This window comes from Streptomyces sp. NBC_00286 (assembly GCF_036173125.1).
GTDB lineage: Bacteria > Actinomycetota > Actinomycetes > Streptomycetales > Streptomycetaceae > Streptomyces.
In genome coordinates, this window is sequence record NZ_CP108054.1 from 4,024,664 (window position 1) to 4,042,416 (window position 17,753).

A 17,753-nucleotide genomic window follows, 5' to 3' on the forward strand; every position below is an offset into this window, starting at 1 on the left:
TCGTTCAGGGTACGGCCCTGGGGGTGAGACTGGGTGGCATGACAGTTGGCGCTCTGACAGATGTGGCCGGGCTGCGCGTGGGGCATGCCACGCGGACCGGCGGCGGTTGGCTCACCGGGACGACGGTGGTCCTGGCTCCGGAAGGCGGGGCCGTCGCTGCCGTGGACGTCCGCGGCGGCGGCCCCGGCACCAAGGAGACCGATGCCCTCGATCCACGCAACGTGGTGCGGAAGGTCGAGGCACTGGTCCTGACCGGCGGCAGTGCATACGGACTGGACTCGGCGGCGGGCGTGATGGCCTGGCTGGAGGAGAGGGGGCGCGGGGTGCGCGTCGGGCCCGACCCGGCGCATGTGGTGCCGGTCGTCCCGGCGGCCTGTGTCTTCGACCTGGGGCGCGGCGGCGACTTCCGGGCCAGGCCAGACGCCGAGACCGGACGCGATGCTGTGATGGCGGCAGCGGCGAGCGAGTTCGGTGCGCCGGTCCAGGAGGGATGTGTGGGCGCCGGCACGGGAGCGGCGGTCGGGAGCATGAAGGGAGGGATCGGCAGCGCAAGTGCCGTGCTCGACTCGGGTGTCACTGTGGCGGCGCTGGTGGTGGCCAACGCGGCGGGGTCGGCGGTGGATCCGCTGACGGGGGCCTTGTACGGGGAGCTGCTTCAGGGACGTATGACATACCCGGCAGAGGAGGTGCATGAGGCGGCGCGGGTGCGGCTGGCCGAGGCCGCTGCGAAGAGCGGCGCTCCCCCGCTGAACACCACGCTCGCGGTGGTCGGCACCGACGCGGAGTTGTCGAAGGCGCAGGCGCAGAAGCTCGCGGGGACGGCACACGACGGCATCGCACGCGCTGTACGGCCGGTGCATCTGCTCAACGACGGGGACACGGTGTTCGCGCTCGCCACAGGTGCCCGTCCGCTGGCGGAGGAGAACCCCCTCGCGCTGAACGAGATCCTCGCGGCCGGGGCGGACCTGGTGACGCGAGCGATAGTACGGGCGGTACGGGCCGCCGAGTCGGTGGAGGGGCCAGGTGGAGTGTGGCCGGCGTACGGGGAGCTGTATGGCGGGTTGCGGTGACGGCCGTGAGCGAGGGGTGCGCGTCCGGGGGCGCGCGGCAAAGGGCGTCTGCCCCCTTCTGACCAGGGAGCTTTGAGACTTCGTCAGGGCGTGCGGGAACTCCTCACGCGGGCTCCACGTTTTCTGTGCGTACGTTTTCTCGGTTCCCGGACATGATGTCCGGCTGAGGGGCTACGGTATGCACCCACAAGGTGACATGCAGCAACGCCGGGAGAAACCTTGAGCGTTCCGTACGAGACGGCAGCGTACGAGCCACCCGAGTCGCCCGAGTCTCCTGAGGAGCATCTCGCGCGACTCCTCGGCCGCGCCCTGAACTCCTTCGAGCTCTCCGACGAGACGATAGGGCTGCTCGACTGCGCGCTGGCGCACGACAGTTCGCTGCACTCCGCGCACCACAGTGCCGGGCTGCACCGCGAGACGTACCGGCACACGTGGCTGCTCGCCGACGGTTCGGCGCTCACGCTGTGGGAGCTGGTCCACAACACCGGGCCCGGCAGCCATGTCGAGCACGAGGTGTACGAGGACCGGGAGGAGCTGCGGACGGCGACCGCACGCTTGCCGCTGCCACCGGACGAGCCGGAGTTCGAGATGCCGGCTCTGTCCCTGCTGGCGCCCGTTCCCGAGCCTCGGCATGTGTACGTGCTCGACGACTCGGCGGACCACGGGCGCCGGCTGCTGCGCCGCGCCGAGAACGCGGATCGGCCCGGCGAGGAGATGGCCGAGCTGCTGCGGATGGCGTTCGCGCACGAGATCACGCAGGCGTTTGGCCGCCCGTACGGTGGGCGGGGCGTGGGCTTCTCGCTCTACGAGCATGCGTTTCTGCTGCTGGACGGCCGTGAGCTGTCACTCTGGGAGGTCGAGCACACGGCGACACCGGATGGGCGGCACATGTGCGAGGTGTATTTGACCGAGGACGCGGCCCGGGACGCCATGGAGAGGCGTGCCTCTGCCTCCGGCGGTTGAGGGGGGCGCCTACCGGGCTGGGGCGCTGGGTTCGTGGACGACTGCGGGCCCGCCGTGGCTGGTCGCGCAGTTCCCCGCGGGGTGCCTCCGGCGGTTGGGCGGCTGCGGGTTGAGTGTGGCTGGTCGCGCCCACGCGGCGGAGCCGCAAATGACACCGCCCCGCGGGGTGCCTCCGGCGGTTGGGCGGGTGCGGGTTGAGTGTGGCTGGTCGCGCAGCCGTGCGGGGTGCCTCCGGCGGTTGGGCGGCTGCGGGTTGAGTGTGGCTGGTCGCGCAGTTCCCCGCGCCCCTTGGGTGCGTGGTGGGTGCGGGGCCGCGGGCCGGTGCGTCAGCCCGTCGCCAACAGGGCATACGACCCGGTGCTGACACAGGGTTCTGGTGTGCCCAGACCGAAGCTAAGCGACGGGCATAGGACGCACCGGCCCACGTCCCCTCCCGCCGGAGGGAAGCTGCGGGTAGTAGGGGGTCCGGGCTTTTACGGGGCCCTTGCTCGTCGGGGTGCGGGCAGTCGCAGGTTTTTAGGGGCGCGGGGAACTGCGCGACCAGCCACGACGGCACCGCAGCCGACATACGTCAGACGGGGTGTGGCCCAGGATCTGCGTCCTGGGCCACACCCCGTCGCGTAGAGCTCACGCAGCCACCGGCTCCTTAGCCTTCGCCGCCGAGACGCCGGAGGCGTCCGCCTCCCCGTCCGGCTTCGCCTTGCGCATGCCCTTCAGGGCGATCACCAGCCCCGCCGTCACCGCCGTGCCGGCCGCGATGGCCAGCAGGTACAGGAACGGCTTGCCGATCAGGAACGTGACCCAGATGCCGCCGTGCGGCGCGCGGAGGGTCGAGCCGAAGGCCATGGTCAGCGCGCCGGTGACGGCGCCGCCCGCCATGGAGGCGGGGATGACCCGCAGCGGGTCGGCGGCGGCGAACGGAATGGCGCCCTCGGAGATGAACGAGGCGCCCAGCACCCACGCGGCCTTGCCGTTCTCGCGTTCGGCCGTGGTGAACAGCTTCTTGCGGATCGTGGTCGCCAGGGCCATGCCCAGCGGCGGGACCATGCCTGCGGCCATCACGGCGGCCATGATCTTCATCGCGGAGTCGCTGGGGGCCGCGACCGAGATACCGGCCGTCGCGAAGGTGTACGCGACCTTGTTGACCGGACCGCCGAGGTCGAAGCACATCATCAGGCCGAGGAGGACGCCGAGGAGGACGGCGTTGGTGCCGGTGAGGCCGTTCAGCCAGTCGGTCAGGGCCTCCTGTGCCTCGGCGATCGGCTTGCCGATCACCACGAACATCAGGAATCCGACGACCGCCGAGGAGATCAGCGGGATCACCACCACCGGCATGATGCCGCGCAATGGAACCGGGATGTTCACGCGCTGGATGCCGAGGACGACACCACCGGCGATCAGACCGGCCACCAGGCCGCCGAGGAAGCCCGCGCCGATCGTCACCGAGATCGCGCCGCCGACGAAGCCGGGCACAAGACCTGGTCGGTCCGCCATGCCGTAGGCGATGTAGCCGGCCAGGACCGGGACGAGGAAGCCGAAGGCCGCTGCGCCGATCTGGAACAGCAGGGCGCCCCAGCTGTCGACCTGGCCCCAGTTGAAGACCTCGGTGACCGGCTTGGCCTCGTTGATCTGGTAGCCGCCGATCGCGAAGCCGAGGGCGATGAGCAGACCACCCGCGGCGACGAACGGGACCATGTAACTGACGCCGGTCATCAGCCACTTGCGGAGCTTGGTGCCGTAGCCCTCGCCGGGCTCTCCGGTCCGCTCGACCGGCGTACCGCCGGGCTTGGCGGCCGCGGTGGCCTCGCCGCGCTCGGCCTTGGCCCGGACTTCGGCGATCAGTTCGGCGGGCCGGTTGATGCCCGCCTTCACGCCGACGTCCACGGTCGGCTTCCCGGCGAAGCGGTCCTTCTCCCGTACGGGCACATCGTGCGCGAAGATCACGCCGTCCGCGGCGGCGATGACGGCCGGGTCGAGCCGGTTGAAGCCCGCCGAGCCCTGCGGCTCGACGACGACCTCGACGTCGGGGTTGTCTCGGCCCGCGTTCTCCAAGGCCTCGGCCGCCATGTACGTATGCGCGATGCCGGTGGGGCAGGAGGTGACGGCGACGATCCGGAACGGCCGGCCGCCGGGCTGGGCGGAGTCGGTGCCGTCGGTGCTCGGCGCCTCAGCCGCCGTGTCGGCTGCGGAAGCCTCCGCGACCGGCGCCGGGGCGGGGCTGTCACCGGCGGTCGTCGTCCCCGTGGCCGAGGTGTCCGCGGCGGCCTCGGCGGAGGCCGCTCCTGCCGGGGCCGCCGCGGAGTCTGTGGTGTCTGCGGAGTCTTCGGTGGTGCCCACCGTGGTGGCTACCTGCGCGGTGACCGCGGGCTCGTTCCCGCGGATCAGGGCGGCGGCCTCTTCCGCGTTGTCCACCGCCCGCAGCGCGGAGGTGAACTCGGTGTTCATCAGCTGCCTGGCCAGCGACGACAGGATCGTGAGGTGGTCGTCGTCGGCACCGGCCGGGGCGGCGATCAGGAAGATCAGGTCGGCGGGCCCGTCCGGAGCGCCGAAGTCGATCCCGGCGGCGCTGCGCCCGAAGCCCAGCGTCGGCTCGGTGACGTGTTCGCTGCGGCAGTGCGGGATGCCGATGCCGCCGTCGAGGCCGGTCGGCATCTGCGCCTCGCGGGCGGCCACGTCGGCGAGGAAGCCCTCGAGGTCGGTCACCCGGCCCTTGGCCACCATGCGCTCGGCGAGGGCGCGCGCCGCCGCTTCTTTTGTATCGGCGGACAGGTCGAGGTCGACCAGGTCCGCGGTGATCATCTCGCTCATCGCGGGCTCCTTCGCACGCGTATCGCCCGGGGGATGTCGTGGGCGGGGACGGGGGTGTTGCCTTCAGACCGGCTGCGTTCAGACCGGCTGCGTACTGATGTGTCGCGCTCGACCGTGACCGAATTGCCGGAAGTGTCACATACGTCGAGGTGGGCGGGGAAGGCGGAGGCGGGGCCGGGGAAGCCCCGCCTCCCCGTGGCTGCGGCGGGGAAGGGGAGGCCCCGCCACTTCAGGGCCGATCCAGGGGCCGTACGGGATGTACGGGCTGTTGTGGCCGAACTAGCGGTAGCGGTAAGGAAGTTCATGACACCGGCTCCGTGAGTACGCGGTCCACCGGAACCGTCGAGGTGACGGTCACGGCGTCCGGATCGAGGTCGGCCGGACCCGGCATGACGCTGCCGGGGAGCTGGACGGCTGCGGCGCCGTGGGCGACGGCGGAGGCGAGGGCGTCGGGGCCGCTGCCGCCGGCGATCAGGAAACCGGCGAGCGAGGAGTCGCCCGCGCCCACATTGCTGCGGACCATGTCGACCCGCGCGCTGCCGAACCACACGCCCGAGGCCTCGACGAGCAGCTGCCCGTCCGCGCCGAGGCTGGCCAGCACCGCTCCGGCGCCCTGTTCCCGCAGGTCCTCGGCGGCCTTTACGGCGTCGCCGACCGTGGCGAGGGGGCGGCCGACCGCTTCCGACAGTTCCTCGGCGTTCGGCTTGACGACGTCGGGTCGCTCACGCAGGGCCGCGAGCAAAGCCGGTCCTGAGGTGTCCAGGGCGATGCGGGTGCCGGCGGCATGGGCCCGGGCGACCAGTGCGGCGTACCAGGAGGGGGCGAGGCCGCGCGGCAGGCTGCCGCAGCAGGCGATCCAGGAGGCGTCGCGGGACTGCGCCCGTACCGTCTCCAGGAGCAACTCCTCCTCGGCGGAGGTGAGTTCGGGTCCGGGTGCGTTGATCTTCGTCAGTACTCCGTCGGCTTCGGCGAGGGAGATGTTGGAGCGCGTCGGCCCGGCGACCGGGACCGGCGCGACCTCTATGCCCTGCGCATGGAGCAGGTCCGCGACGAGGGAACCGGGGGCGCCGCCGAGCGGCAGTACGGCGACGGTGCGCCGGCCGGCCGCGGTGACCGCCCGCGAGACGTTGACGCCCTTGCCGCCCGGGTCCATGCGTTCGCCGGTGGCCCGGATGACCTCGCCGCGGTCGAGCGAGGGGATCTCGTAGGTCCGGTCGAGCGAGGGATTGGGGGTGACCGTGAGGATCATGCACGCACCACTTCCGTGCCACCGCGCTTGAGGGCGGTGGCGTCTTCAGGGCTCAGCCCGCTGTCGGTGATCAGGACGTCCACGTCGGCCATGCCGCCGAAGCGCGCGAAGTGCTCCTGGCCGTGCTTGGCGGAGTCGGCGAGCAGCACCACACGGCGCGCGGCGCCGAGGGCCGCGCGTTTCACGGCGGCCTCGGCGAGGTCGGGCGTGGTCAGGCCGTACTCGAGGGAGAAGCCGTTCGTGGCGAGGAAGACGACATCGGCGCGGATCTCGCCGTACGCCCGCAGCGCCCAGGCGTCGACAGCGGCGCGCGTACGGTGACGTACCCGCCCCCCGACGAGGTGGAGCTGGATGCCCGGATGGTCGGCCAGGCGGGCCGCGATGGGGAGGCTGTGCGTCACGACGGTGAGCGTGGTCTCCAGCGGGAGGGACCCGGCGAGTCGGGCGATGGTCGTGCCCGCGTCGAGAATCATCGTGCCGTTGCTGGGCAGTTCGGCGAGCGCGGCCTTCGCGATGCGGTCCTTCTCGTCGGCCGCGGTGGTCTCGCGCTCGGCGAGGTCGGGCTCGAAGTCGAGCCGGCCGGCCGGGATGGCACCGCCATGAACCCGGCGAACGAGCCCCGCGCGGTCCAGCGCCTTCAGGTCCCGTCGGATCGTCTCGGCCGTGACCTGGAACTCCTCGGCCAACGACACGACGTCCACGCGGCCACCGTCACGCGCCAGCCGGAGAATCTCCTGCTGCCGCTCCGGTGCGTACATGTCCGTTCGCCTCCGTCCATGCCCGAACGTGTGGTTTCACTCGCAGAGTACGCCCGAATTTCAGCCATGTAAACGGGGGCGGAAGTAAAAGTGGGCACGAACGGACATCGATCGGAAGGAGCCAGCAAGGCAAGGCGTGGGTCGAGTAGCGCCGGTCACGGGACAGCCGTCAGGCCCGGTCCCAAAGTGGGACCGGGCCTGTGACTGAGCCACGTCGGCGTGAACTGGCCGCCTCAGCCCACGAGTTCGGGCTCCTTGTCCGCGGCGACGGCGGGCGTCGGCTCGGCGCCCTCCTCGTGCTGGGCCGGGCGCTTCGGCAGGGCGAACATCAGCAGGAAGATGGCCGTCATCACCGCGGCGACCCAGATCAGCGCGTTCTGGAAGGCGTCGACGAAGGCCGCGCCCACCTCGGCCCGCGGCAGATGGTCGGACATCGTGCCGAAGAAGACCACGGACACCAGGCCGAGCCCGAGCGCGTTGCCCATCTGCTGGACCGTGCTGATGAGACCGGACGCCGAACCCGAGTGCTCGCGGGGCACCTCGGAGAGGATCGCATCCGTCAGCGGGGCCACGATCAGGCCCATGCCCACGCCCATGACCACCAGGGGAAGCGCCATCTGCCACGGGGCGATGGCCAGGCCGTACCGCTCGGACTCCCAGATGTAGATCACGACACCGAGGGCCATGATCAGCGCACCAGCCTGGAGCACCTTCCGCCCGAACCTCGGCGTCAGCTTCTGCACCGAGAGCCCGGCCGCCATCGACACCGCGATCGAGAAGGGGACGCCCGTCAGGCCGGCCCGCAGTTCGCTCCAGCCGAGGCCGATCTGCATGTAGAACGTCCACACCAGGAAGAAGATGCCGAGCGCGATCCCGAAGACCGTCTGCACCGCGATGCCCGCCGCGAAGCTCTTCACCTTGAAGAGGGACAGCTCGACCAGCGGCGAACCGTCCCGCACGGTCTTCCTCTTCTCGTACGCCACCAGCGCCGCGAACACGACAAGCGCGCCGGCCATCGAGACGTAACCCCACATCGGCCAGCCCAGCTCACGGCCGCGGATCAGCGGGTAGAGCAGCATCAGCAGGCCGAGGGTGACGAGGGCGACGCCGACGAGGTCCAGCTTGAGGGCGTGCGGGGCCTTGGACTCGGTGATGTAGCGGCGGCCGAGGATCAGGCCCGCGATGCCCACCGGCAGGTTGATGAGGAAGATCGGCCGCCACTCGAGCCCGAACAGGTTCCACTCGGTCAGCAGCGCACCCAACAGCGGACCGGACACCGCCCCGAGCCCGACGACCGCACCGAACAGGCCGAACACCTTGCCGCGTTCATGCGCCGGGAAGGTGGCGTGCACGATCGACAGCACCTGCGGCACCATCAGCGCGGCCATACCGCCCTGGAGGATGCGGGAGGCGACGAGCATATCGGGGTTCACCGCGAAGCCGCACAGCGCGGACGCGAGCGTGAATCCGCCGATGCCGATGAGGAACAGGCGCTTACGGCCGTGGATGTCGCCGAGCCGCCCTCCGGTGATCAGGCCCGCGGCGAAGGCGAGCGCGTATCCGGCCGTGATCCACTGGATCTGGCCGTACGATGCGCCGGCTTCCCGCTGGATCGAGGGGATCGCGATGTTGACGATCGTGACGTCGACCAGATCCATGAAGGCCGCGGTCATCACGATGGCGAGGGCAATCCATCGCCGCCGGTCGGCCTTGTCGGCCGGGCTGTTGAGAGGGGTCTCGGTGGAAGTCATGCCTTGAAGTTAGAGGGCTAGTAGGTCAGATCGTGTCCTAGTCGTGGGGCATCCTCGAAGTAGCCAAGAAAACGGAAACGCTGAAAGGGAGACACCCATGACCACCGACACACCGGCTCGGCTCCTCACGCTCCTCTCCCTGCTCCAGACCCCGCGCGAGTGGCCCGGCGGCGAGCTCGCCGACCGGCTCGGGGTGTCACGGCGGACCGTACGGCGGGATGTGGACCGGCTGCGGGAACTGGGGTACCCCGTGCAGGCGACGATGGGCGCGGACGGCGGATACCGCCTGGTCGCCGGGAAGGCGATGCCGCCGCTCGTGCTCGACGACGAGGAGGCGGTGGCGATCGCGGTCGGGCTGCGGGCCGGTGCCGGGCACGCCCTCGAGGGCGTCGACGAGGCGTCCGTACGGGCGCTCGCCAAGCTGGAGCAGGTCCTGCCGGGCCGGCTGCGCCACCGGGTTTCCACGCTTCAGGCCGCGACCACTCCCCTGACCAGCGGGGACGGGGCGAGCATCGCGCCCGAGACGCTGACCGTGATGGCCTCGACGGTCGCGGGCCATGAGCGGCTGCGGTTCGCCTACCGCTCGGGGGACGGCACGCCCTCGAAGCGCCTGACGGAGCCGTACCGTCTGGTGTCGACCGGCCGCCGCTGGTACCTCGTCGCATACGACCTCGACCGCGAGGACTGGCGTACGTTCCGTGTCGACCGGGTCTCCGACCCCTTCGCGACGGGCGCCCGCTTCGCGCCGCGCGAACTGCCGACGGGGGATGCGGCCGAGTATCTGCGGCAGTCGATGTACGCGTGGCAGCAGACGTACGAGCTGGACGTGACGTTCGCGGCACCCGCGGACTTCATCGCGGCCCGCCTCCCCAAGTGGCTCGGTGCGCCTGAGCCGGTCGACGACCAGAGCTGCCGGCTCCGGGCCTCCGTGGGCGACTCGGTGGAGTGGATGGCGGTGCGGTTGGCGATGGTGGACTGCGAGTTCACGGTGCATGCACCTGCGGAACTTGTGCAGTGTGTACGGGACTTGGGGGGTCGCCTTTCTCGGGCGGCCTCCCGCTGAGCACTCCGCTGGAAATGCGGACAAGTGGCGCGTAGCACCGCAGCGTAATGGGTACGATGATCGGGTCGTTCCGTGAGCCCTTGAAGGCACGAACCGGCCTGGCCGGGGAGACGGTTGTACGTGGTGTTGACCGGATCGATGTCGCCAGGACTTTCCTGGCGTGGGGCCTTGTCACCGGTCCCGCATTGCATGGCGGTCCAGCCACCATGCAGTGGATGCGACCTGTGACCGCCCTGTCGTAGGGGGCAGTCGGGAGCGCGACGAGGTGTGGATAGCTGAGCGCGCAAGTGCAGCTGCTTCACGGCCGAGAAGGTGACCAGTTCCCCTCAGCCTGCAAGGGCCGCAGGGACCGCCTCCGTGACACAATGTGTCCACAGGGTCACCCCGGGGTTCAGGTCCGGGGTGGCCCTTCTCCTATGCCCGTGTCCTCACAAAAGATGGAGCCGAGCCCCGGCGCCAGGGGGAGAGGCGCCGGAGGCTCGGCTCTGGGGAAGTCCCGGCGCCGGGGGGGGATAGCGTCGGGACTTGGTCCTGGGAGCCCTGGGGGCTTGTGCCCGGGCTCGAGCGGTTGATGCGGGTCTGAAGCGTGTGGTGTGCGACTCATCGCGAGGTGGTGGCCGGGCGTTACGCCGCCGCGTCGAAGCCGGTCTGGCGGGCCAGCTTCTTCAGCTCCAGCAGTGCGTGCTTCTCGATCTGGCGGATGCGCTCGCGGGTGAGGCCGTGCTCCTTGCCGACCTCGGTGAGCGTGCGCTCGCGGCCGTCCTCGATGCCGTACCGCATCTTGATGATCGAGGCCGTGCGCTGGTCGAGCCGTCCGATCAGGTCGTCGAGCTCCTCGCTGCGCAGCAGTGTGAGTACGGACTGCTCGGGCGAGACCGCCGAGGTGTCCTCGAGCAGGTCGCCGAACTGCGTCTCACCCTCGTCGTCCACCGACATGTTCAGCGAGACCGGGTCGCGGGCCCAGTCAAGTACGTCGATGACGCGCTCCGGGTTGGAGCCCAGCTCCGCGGCGATCTCCGCGGGCTCCGGCTCCCGGCCGTGCTCGCGGTTGAACTCGCGCTGTACTCGGCGGATCCGGCCCAGCTCCTCCACCAGGTGGACGGGGAGCCGGATGGTGCGCGACTGGTCGGCTATCGAGCGCGTGATGGCCTGACGGATCCACCAGGTCGCGTACGTCGAGAACTTGAAGCCCTTGCGGTAGTCGAACTTCTCGACCGCGCGCACCAGGCCCGCGTTCCCCTCCTGGATCAGGTCGAGGAGCGGGAGCCCGCTACGGGGGTAGCGGCGGGCGACCGCGACGACCAGGCGCAGGTTGGAGCGGATGAAGATGTCCTTGGCCCGCTCGGCGTCGGCCACCAGCGCTTCCAGTTCCTCACGGGAGGCGTCGGCCTTGGCGTCGGTCACCTCACCGTCGAGGATCTGCTGGGCGAACACACCCGCCTCGATGATCTGGGACAGCTCGACTTCCTTGGCGGCGTCGAGCAGCGGTGTACGCGCTATCTCGTCGAGGTACATGCCGACCAGGTCCCGGTCGGCGATCTCGCCCGCGCGAACGCTGCGTACCGCGTCGGTCTCGCCAGAGGCGGACTTGTGACGGGCGACGGCACGGGTTGCCATGCGTGCTCCCTTGCGTGGTGGGCTTGCGGGTCATCTGTGGGGGTTCGGCCACCCTTCCGGGTGCCCTGCATCCGATGGATTCAACGACTGGAATCCGGACAGAATTCCCAACCCGCCCCTCAATTTTTCTGATCTTGCAGTACCCTGTGCCGCCACAAAGGGAGGCCAGATGTCGTCGGAACGTACAGAGGTGCTGGTCAGACCGGGAGTCGAGGCTGACCTCGTCGCTCTCACCGACCTCTACAACCACTACGTACGCGAGACGCCCATCACTTTCGATACCGCGGTCTTCACTCCGGAAGAACGCCGCCCTTGGCTGCTCTCCCACCCTGAAGACGGTCCGCACCGCCTGAAGGTTGCCGTGGACGTGGACCATGAATCCAATTCAGCGGCGCGGAGCGCCTCGTTGAGGGGCGGTGGTCGGGTGACGGGTGGGCAGATTCTGGGTTACGCCACATCCAGCCTTTACCGAGCCAAGCCCGCCTACGGCACCTCCGTCGAGGTCACCGTCTACCTCGCCCCGGATGCGGGCGGGCGCGGCATCGGCACGTTGCTCTACAAGTCCCTGTTCGAGGATCTGGCTCGCGAGGACCTGCACCGGGCGTACGCGGGGATCGCCCTGCCGAACGATGCCTCCGTACGACTCCACGAGCGCTTCGGTTTCCGCTACGTCGGCACGTATCGCGAGGTCGGGCGGAAGTTCGGACGGTACTGGGACGTGGCCTGGTACGAGAAAGCACTCTAGGGGCTCCCCTCGTACGGGAACACCCTTCAGCCGAACCTCACCGGCTCAGCCGAACTGCACCGACCGCTTGGCCATGCCCACCCAGAAGCCCTCGATGACGGACTTCTGGTTCTTCAGTTCGCCGGCCGCGTCCGCGGCGCCCATGGTCACGAAGAGCGGGGCGAAGTGTTCGGTGCGGGGGTGGGCGAGGCGGCCGGCCGGGGACTTGCGCTCGAAGTCGAGCAGTCCGTCGATGTCACCGGCGTCCAGGGCCTTGCGTCCCCAGTCATCGAACTCGCTCGACCAGGAGGGCACGCCGCCGCCCGTGTGGCGCAGGGCCGCGAGGTTGTGCGTGAAGAAGCCGGAGCCGACGATCAGGACGCCCTCGTCGCGCAGCGGGGCCAGCTTGCGGCCGATGTCCATGAGGCGGACCGGGTCGAGCGTGGGCATCGAGATCTGCAGTACGGGGATGTCGGCGGCGGGGAACATCTCGACGAGCGGGACGTACGCCCCGTGGTCGAGGCCGCGGTCGGGGATGTCCTGTACGGGGGTGCCGGGGGCGCGCAGCAACTTGCGTACGGACTCGGCGAGTTCGGGGGCGCCGGGAGCCTCGTAACGGACCCGGTAGTAGTGCTCGGGGAAGCCCCAGAAGTCGTAGACGAGGGGGACGGTCTCGACCGCGCCGAGGGCCAGCGGGGCCTCCTCCCAGTGGGCGGAGACCATGAGGATCGCCTTGGGGCGGGGCAGGCCGGCCGACCAGGCGGCCAGTTCGCCGGGCCAGATGGGGTCGTCGGCCAGCGGCGGGGCTCCGTGCGAGAGGTAGAGCGTGGGCATGCGCTCGGGGGCGGAACGCTCCTCGGTGGCGGCGGACATGGCGGCGGCTCCCCTCCGGGATCTCGTGGTTGACCTCAGCACTTGAAGCTGTACTTGAAAGCTAAACTTATCTGAAAAGGACAATACCTCTCTTTCGTTTAAAATTCAAGGAGGGGTCGTCTACAGTAGATACATGGATACGGCACACGTTGAAGAGCCGCGCTGGCTCAGCGATGAGGAACAGCGCGTCTGGCGTGCGTATGTGCACGCCTCCGCCCTCCTTGAGGACCATCTCGACCGTCAGCTGCAGCGCGACGCCAAGATGCCGCACATCTACTACGTTCTGCTCGCGATCCTCAGTGAGGCACCGCACATGCGGCTGCGGATGACCGAACTCGCGATGAGCATGAAGATCACGCGGTCCCGGCTCTCGCATGCCGTCGCCAGGCTGGAGAAGAACGGCTGGGTGCGGCGCGAGGACTGCCCCTCGGACAAGCGCGGACAGTTCGCGATCATCACGGACCAGGGCATGACCGTCCTGAAAGAGGCCGCGCCCGGTCACGTCAACGCCGTCCGCCGGGCCATCTTCGACCGGCTCTCCCCGGACCAGCAGAAGGCCTTCGGCGAGGCCCTGCAGATCATCGCCGAGGGGCTCGAGCCCAAGGACGCGAGCGCGGATCTGCCCTGGCTGCGCTAGGCGCTCGCCAGGCCTCCGGAAATGTATGTCGAACTGCGGGTCCGTCGTGGCTGGTCGCTCCCCCACTCTCGGCTCCTCCCCCACTCTCGGCTTCGCTCGAGCGGGGGGACCCCCATGAGCGGGAGGACCCCCATCGCGGCGGAGCCGCAAATTGACACAGCCCCGCCCCTGAAGGGGCGCATGGATCTGCCCGGCTCCACCGCTCATGGAGCCGGGCAGATCCCGGATTCGTACGTACGAAGTCGTCCCCACCACTGCGTACGTACGAGGGTCAGTGGGAGACCCCGTGTCGTCCCGTCAGTGGGCGACCACCGGGACCGGCAGCTCGTCCTCGGCTTCGTCACCCGTGCCGGCGGGCGTCGCCGACATGTCGGGCTTGCCGGCGTTGACGAGGGTGCCGACGATGACGGCGGCGAGCACCAGCATGCCGACGGCGAACCAGATCGCGTTGGTGTAGCCGTGCACCTGGCCCTGTAGCTGGACCAGCTGCTGCTGGGAGCGGGAGGTCGCGGAGCCGATGTTGTCCGCGATGTAGGAGGTCGTGGCCGACGCGGCGATCGTGTTCAGCAGGGCCGTGCCGATCGCGCCGCCCACCTGCTGCGAGGTGTTGACCATCGCGGAGGCGACACCGGAGTCCCGGGGTTCGACGCCCAGGGTGGCCAGGGACATGGCCGGCATGAACGCCGTACCCATGCCGAGACCGAGCAGCAGCATCGCCGGCAGGATGATCGAGGCGTACGACGAGCCGATCTCCAGCTGCGTCATCAGGAGCATGCCGACCGCGGCGACCAGGAAGCCGGGGCCCATCAGCAGCCGCGCCGGGACGCGGGTCATCAGACGCGTGCCGATCTGGGTCGAGCCGACCATCATGCCGACGATCATCGGCATGAAGGCGAAGCCGGTGCTGATCGGCGAGTAGCCCTTCACGATCTGCAGGTAGTAGGTCAGGAACAGGAACGTGCCGAACATCGCGATGATCGCGATACCGAGCGAGAGGTAGACGCCGCCGCGGTTGCGGTCGGTGATCACGCGCAGCGGCAGCAGCGGGGCCTTGACCCGGGACTCGACGAGCACGAAGGCCGCGAGCAGGACCGCGGAGGCGACGAACATGCCGACGGTCACGGAGTCGCCCCAGCCGTCGGACTCGGCGCGGGTGAAGCCGTAGACCAGCGCGACCAGGCCGAGGGTGGAGAGCAGGACACCCGGGATGTCGAGCGGGTTGCGGTTGCGGCCGCCCTCCGGCTCACGGATGACGAAGTACGCGCCGGCCGCGGCGACGATCGCGAACGGGATGTTGACGAAGAACGTCCAGCGCCAGTCCATGTACTCGGTCAGCACGCCGCCGAGGATGAAGCCGACGGCGCCGCCGCCACCGGCGATCGCACCGTAGATACCGAACGCCTTGGCACGCTCCTTGGCGTCCGTGAACATCACGGCGAGCAGGGAGAGCGCGGCGGGCGCGAGCAGTGCGCCGAACACGCCCTGGAGGGCGCGGGCGCCGAACATCATCGCCTCGTTGGTGGCCGCGCCGCCGAGCGCGGAGGCCGCGGCGAACCCGATGAGGCCGACGACGAAGGCCCGCTTACGGCCCCACAGGTCGGCTATCCGGCCGCCGAAGAGGAGGAGACCGCCGAAGGCGAGGGCGTAGGCCGTGACGACCCACTGCCGGTTGCCGTCCGATATCCCCAGGTCCTGCTGGGCGGAGGGCAGGGCGATGTTCACGATGGTCGCGTCGAGTACGACCATGAGCTGGGCGAGCGCGATGAAGACGAGCGCTTTCCAGCGGTTGGGATCGGAAGCCGGCGCCTTGGTGGCGGTGGCCTGGTCTGTTTCAGACATGGGGGTACCCACTCCGGTACTTCGTAGCGAAAAAAGATGACGTAAAGGGACGATCCGTCGGTGACGTCTTCGTCGGTGACGGCCGGAAGTCTTTGTGTGAGTTGTGAGTTGTGAGTCGCGAGTCGCGAGTCGTGAGTGGTGACTTGCGCTGGGCGCGGAACTAATCGGTCAGGCTCGTCGCAGGTCCTCCAAGGTGGCGGCCGCGCCGGGCAGTTCGGACCGGGCCGGTGTCCGCATGCCGTCCAGGAACAGCTGCAGATGACGGTGTACGAAGCGGTCGTGCGCCAGACACACGGCGCCCGCCGGCGGCCGGGAGAGCTGGGAAACGGAGATCATCAGGTCTCCGACGCCCACGTCCAGGCGCAGTTGCCCGGCCTCCTGTGCACGCTCCATGAGCTTTTCGACCAGCCGCTCCATCCGCTCGCGCGCGGCGACCAGATCCGGGTGCTGCTTGTCGAAAGTCTCGGACATCATCGGGCAGAGCGCGCTGACTCGTTCGTCGGCGGAAACGTGTACGAAGCGGGACAGCGCCTCGAAGGCGTCGCCGCTCGTGGCGAGCATCTCCTCGGCCTGTTCGGAGACCCGGTCCATGACCGAGCAGACGACCTCCCGCACCAGTGCGTCGCGGTCCGGGAAGTTGCGGTACACCGTGGCGTTGCCGACGCCGGCCCGGCGGGCGATCTCGTCGAGCGGCACATCGGGGCCGAACTCGACGAACATCTCCCGGGCGGCGGTGACGATCCGCTCCCGGTTGCGCAGGGCGTCGGCGCGCGGCCGGGGCGCCTTGCGCTGCTCGGGGGTTGCGGTCTGCACGGCGTACTCCTGAGTGCTGATGGTTCGCGATCCGGGGAAGGGCTCCCCGTTTCGCTCGGACACAGGTCTAAACGGGGAGACGCTCCCCGGATATTTCCCACCTGAGGAATATTTCTGTGATCCAGGCCACAGCCCCTCCAGAGACCCACGTTCGGTCTCCTCCAGCGCGCGCCCGCCCGGCGGACGGAACAGGGTGATCGCACAGGGTGCAGCCGGAAACAGCAGGCTGCCTGGAGCGAAAGGCCCCCTGCATGCAGCCCGCCAGCCGCCGGATACGTTCGCGCCGCCGCATAGCCGCCCTCGCCTCCGTGACCCTGCTGACGCTCGTGCTCAGCACATCGGCGGACAGCGGCCGGCTGCCGGCCGGCTCGCTCACGGCGGCGGGACCGGTCGCGACGGCCCGCCCGGCGGCCCTCAGCCCCTGCAGGATCAGCGGCGCAGTGGACGTACAGCTCTCGGAAGGCATTCCGACCCCGCCCGGCTACGCCCGCTCCACCGGCACCGTCCGGGCCCTCAACCTCATGGTCGACTTCTCCGACGCGCCCGGCCGGGGCAGCGCGCTCGACCGCTACCGGGAGTTCTTCCCGCAGACCACCCGCTGGTTCCGCACCAGTTCGTACGGCCGGCTCGACTACCGCCCCTCCGCCCCCGTCCGCGACTGGCTGCGCATGCCCAAGCCCTTCAAGGCGTACGGGATAGAGCGCGGCGCCCCCTTCGATCCCGCATACCGAAAGCTGGTCGAGGACCTCGTAGCCGTGGCCGATCCGAAGGTCGACTTCAAGGCGTACGACCTGCTGAATGTCCTGGTCACCCCGAACGCGGGCCCCTCCGCCCTGGACACCGTCCTGTCGGTGACCTTCGCGGGCAACGCGGAGGCGCCGGTCGCCGACGGCGTGCCCGTCGCCAACGCGTCCTTCATCTACAGCCGCCAGGACGACGGCTCCGGCTCGTACGACAAAACCGGCTATCGCGTACTCCCCCACGAGAACGGCCATGTCTTCGGCCTGCCCGACCTCTACACCCAGGACGGGGGCGGCGCGGTCGGGCACTGGGACATCATGAGCGAGGACTGGGGTGCCGGTAACGATCTGCTGGCCTGGCACAAGTGGAAGCTCGGCTGGCTCGACGACGACCAGGTCGCCTGCGTGACCGCGCCCGGCACCAGCGAGCACGTCCTGACCCCACTGCCCGAACCCGGCGGCGGCAAGCTGGTCTTCGTGCCGCTCGACGCGAAGCGCGGGTACGCGGTCGAGCTGCGCACCCCCGGCGGCAACGACGAGGACGTCTGCAAGCCGGGCGTTCTCGTCTACACGGTGGACGCGGACGTCGACACCGGACACGGCCCCATCCACGTGGTCGACTCCACCAAGGACAGCGGCGGCTGCACGCGCAGCCCGAACGTGCACGCGGAGCTGTCGGACGCGGCGTTCGGGCCGGGGCGGCAGTTCAAGGACGTACGGGAGGGGATCCGGATCCGGGTCGGGGAGAGTGACGGGGACGGGAAGGCGCGGGTGTACGTCACGCGTCGGTGAGGTGGGGCGGCTCCGGCTGGCAGGGCGGTGGATGGTTGGCGGTGGTTACGGTGTTC

Annotated in this window: 14 protein-coding genes; 6 read left to right on the forward strand and 8 right to left on the reverse strand. The window is 69.8% G+C overall.

Features of this window, described 5'->3' with window-relative positions; all coding sequences use genetic code 11:
• Positions 1-38 precede the first annotated feature (38 nt).
• Positions 39-1,070, forward strand: a complete 1,032-nt coding sequence (locus OHT21_RS18170; RefSeq protein ID WP_328769368.1) for a P1 family peptidase — start codon at positions 39-41, stop codon at positions 1,068-1,070.
• A gap of 219 nt (positions 1,071-1,289) precedes the next feature.
• A complete protein-coding gene (locus OHT21_RS18175) occupies positions 1,290-2,033 on the forward strand; it encodes a DUF6227 family protein (protein ID WP_328769369.1) in 744 nt (247 codons plus the stop codon).
• A 627-nt stretch (positions 2,034-2,660) separates the two neighbouring features.
• On the opposite strand, the gene OHT21_RS18180 is transcribed toward OHT21_RS18175, so the two are convergent.
• The 4 genes from OHT21_RS18180 to OHT21_RS18195 form a co-directional block, all read right to left on the reverse strand.
• Complete coding sequence (locus OHT21_RS18180) at positions 2,661-4,841, reverse strand: PTS fructose transporter subunit IIABC (protein ID WP_328769370.1); 2,181 nt, start codon at positions 4,839-4,841, stop codon at positions 2,661-2,663.
• A gap of 301 nt (positions 4,842-5,142) precedes the next feature.
• Positions 5,143-6,090, reverse strand: coding sequence for a 1-phosphofructokinase (gene pfkB, locus OHT21_RS18185; protein ID WP_328769371.1), 948 nt, complete (start codon positions 6,088-6,090; stop codon positions 5,143-5,145).
• Positions 6,087-6,848, reverse strand: coding sequence for a DeoR/GlpR family DNA-binding transcription regulator (locus OHT21_RS18190; protein ID WP_328769372.1), 762 nt, complete (start codon positions 6,846-6,848; stop codon positions 6,087-6,089). Before OHT21_RS18190 ends, pfkB begins: the two co-directional genes overlap by 4 nt.
• 233 nt (positions 6,849-7,081) lie before the next feature.
• Positions 7,082-8,599, reverse strand: a complete 1,518-nt coding sequence (locus tag OHT21_RS18195; RefSeq protein ID WP_328769374.1) for an MFS transporter — start codon at positions 8,597-8,599, stop codon at positions 7,082-7,084.
• Between the two features lie 97 nt (positions 8,600-8,696).
• Between OHT21_RS18195 and OHT21_RS18200 the strand changes: the two genes are divergently transcribed.
• On the forward strand, positions 8,697-9,662 hold the full coding sequence (locus tag OHT21_RS18200; RefSeq protein WP_328769375.1) for a helix-turn-helix transcriptional regulator: 966 nt from the start codon (positions 8,697-8,699) through the stop codon (positions 9,660-9,662).
• A 624-nt stretch (positions 9,663-10,286) separates the two neighbouring features.
• Here the strand turns inward: OHT21_RS18200 and OHT21_RS18205 are convergent.
• Positions 10,287-11,279, reverse strand: a complete 993-nt coding sequence (locus OHT21_RS18205; protein ID WP_328769376.1) for a sigma-70 family RNA polymerase sigma factor — start codon at positions 11,277-11,279, stop codon at positions 10,287-10,289.
• Positions 11,280-11,448: 169 nt separating this feature from the next.
• Between OHT21_RS18205 and OHT21_RS18210 the strand changes: the two genes are divergently transcribed.
• Positions 11,449-12,024 (forward strand): GNAT family N-acetyltransferase, encoded by a 576-nt coding sequence (locus OHT21_RS18210; protein WP_328769377.1) that lies wholly within the window; start codon positions 11,449-11,451, stop codon positions 12,022-12,024.
• 45 nt (positions 12,025-12,069) lie between these two features.
• Here OHT21_RS18210 and OHT21_RS18215 read toward each other — a convergent pair whose 3' ends face one another.
• Positions 12,070-12,876 carry a dioxygenase family protein gene (locus OHT21_RS18215; RefSeq protein ID WP_328769378.1) on the reverse strand — a complete coding sequence of 269 codons (807 nt, stop codon included), beginning with the start codon at positions 12,874-12,876 and terminating at the stop codon, positions 12,070-12,072.
• Positions 12,877-13,009: 133 nt separating this feature from the next.
• Here OHT21_RS18215 and OHT21_RS18220 point away from each other — a divergent pair, with 133 nt between their 5' ends.
• Positions 13,010-13,513 carry a MarR family winged helix-turn-helix transcriptional regulator gene (locus OHT21_RS18220; RefSeq protein WP_328769379.1) on the forward strand — a complete coding sequence of 168 codons (504 nt, stop codon included), beginning with the start codon at positions 13,010-13,012 and terminating at the stop codon, positions 13,511-13,513.
• A 297-nt stretch (positions 13,514-13,810) separates the two neighbouring features.
• On the opposite strand, the gene OHT21_RS18225 is transcribed toward OHT21_RS18220, so the two are convergent.
• Positions 13,811-15,352 carry an MFS transporter gene (locus OHT21_RS18225; protein WP_328769380.1) on the reverse strand — a complete coding sequence of 514 codons (1,542 nt, stop codon included), beginning with the start codon at positions 15,350-15,352 and terminating at the stop codon, positions 13,811-13,813.
• 168 nt (positions 15,353-15,520) lie between these two features.
• Positions 15,521-16,165: a TetR/AcrR family transcriptional regulator gene (locus OHT21_RS18230; RefSeq protein ID WP_328769381.1), complete on the reverse strand. Its 645-nt coding sequence runs from the start codon at positions 16,163-16,165 to the stop codon at positions 15,521-15,523.
• Between the two features lie 251 nt (positions 16,166-16,416).
• On the opposite strand from OHT21_RS18230, the gene OHT21_RS18235 reads away from it, so the two are divergent.
• Entirely contained in the window at positions 16,417-17,697 is a 1,281-nt protein-coding gene (locus OHT21_RS18235; protein WP_328769382.1) for a M6 family metalloprotease domain-containing protein, read from the forward strand.
• The last annotated feature ends 56 nt before the right edge of the window (positions 17,698-17,753 follow it).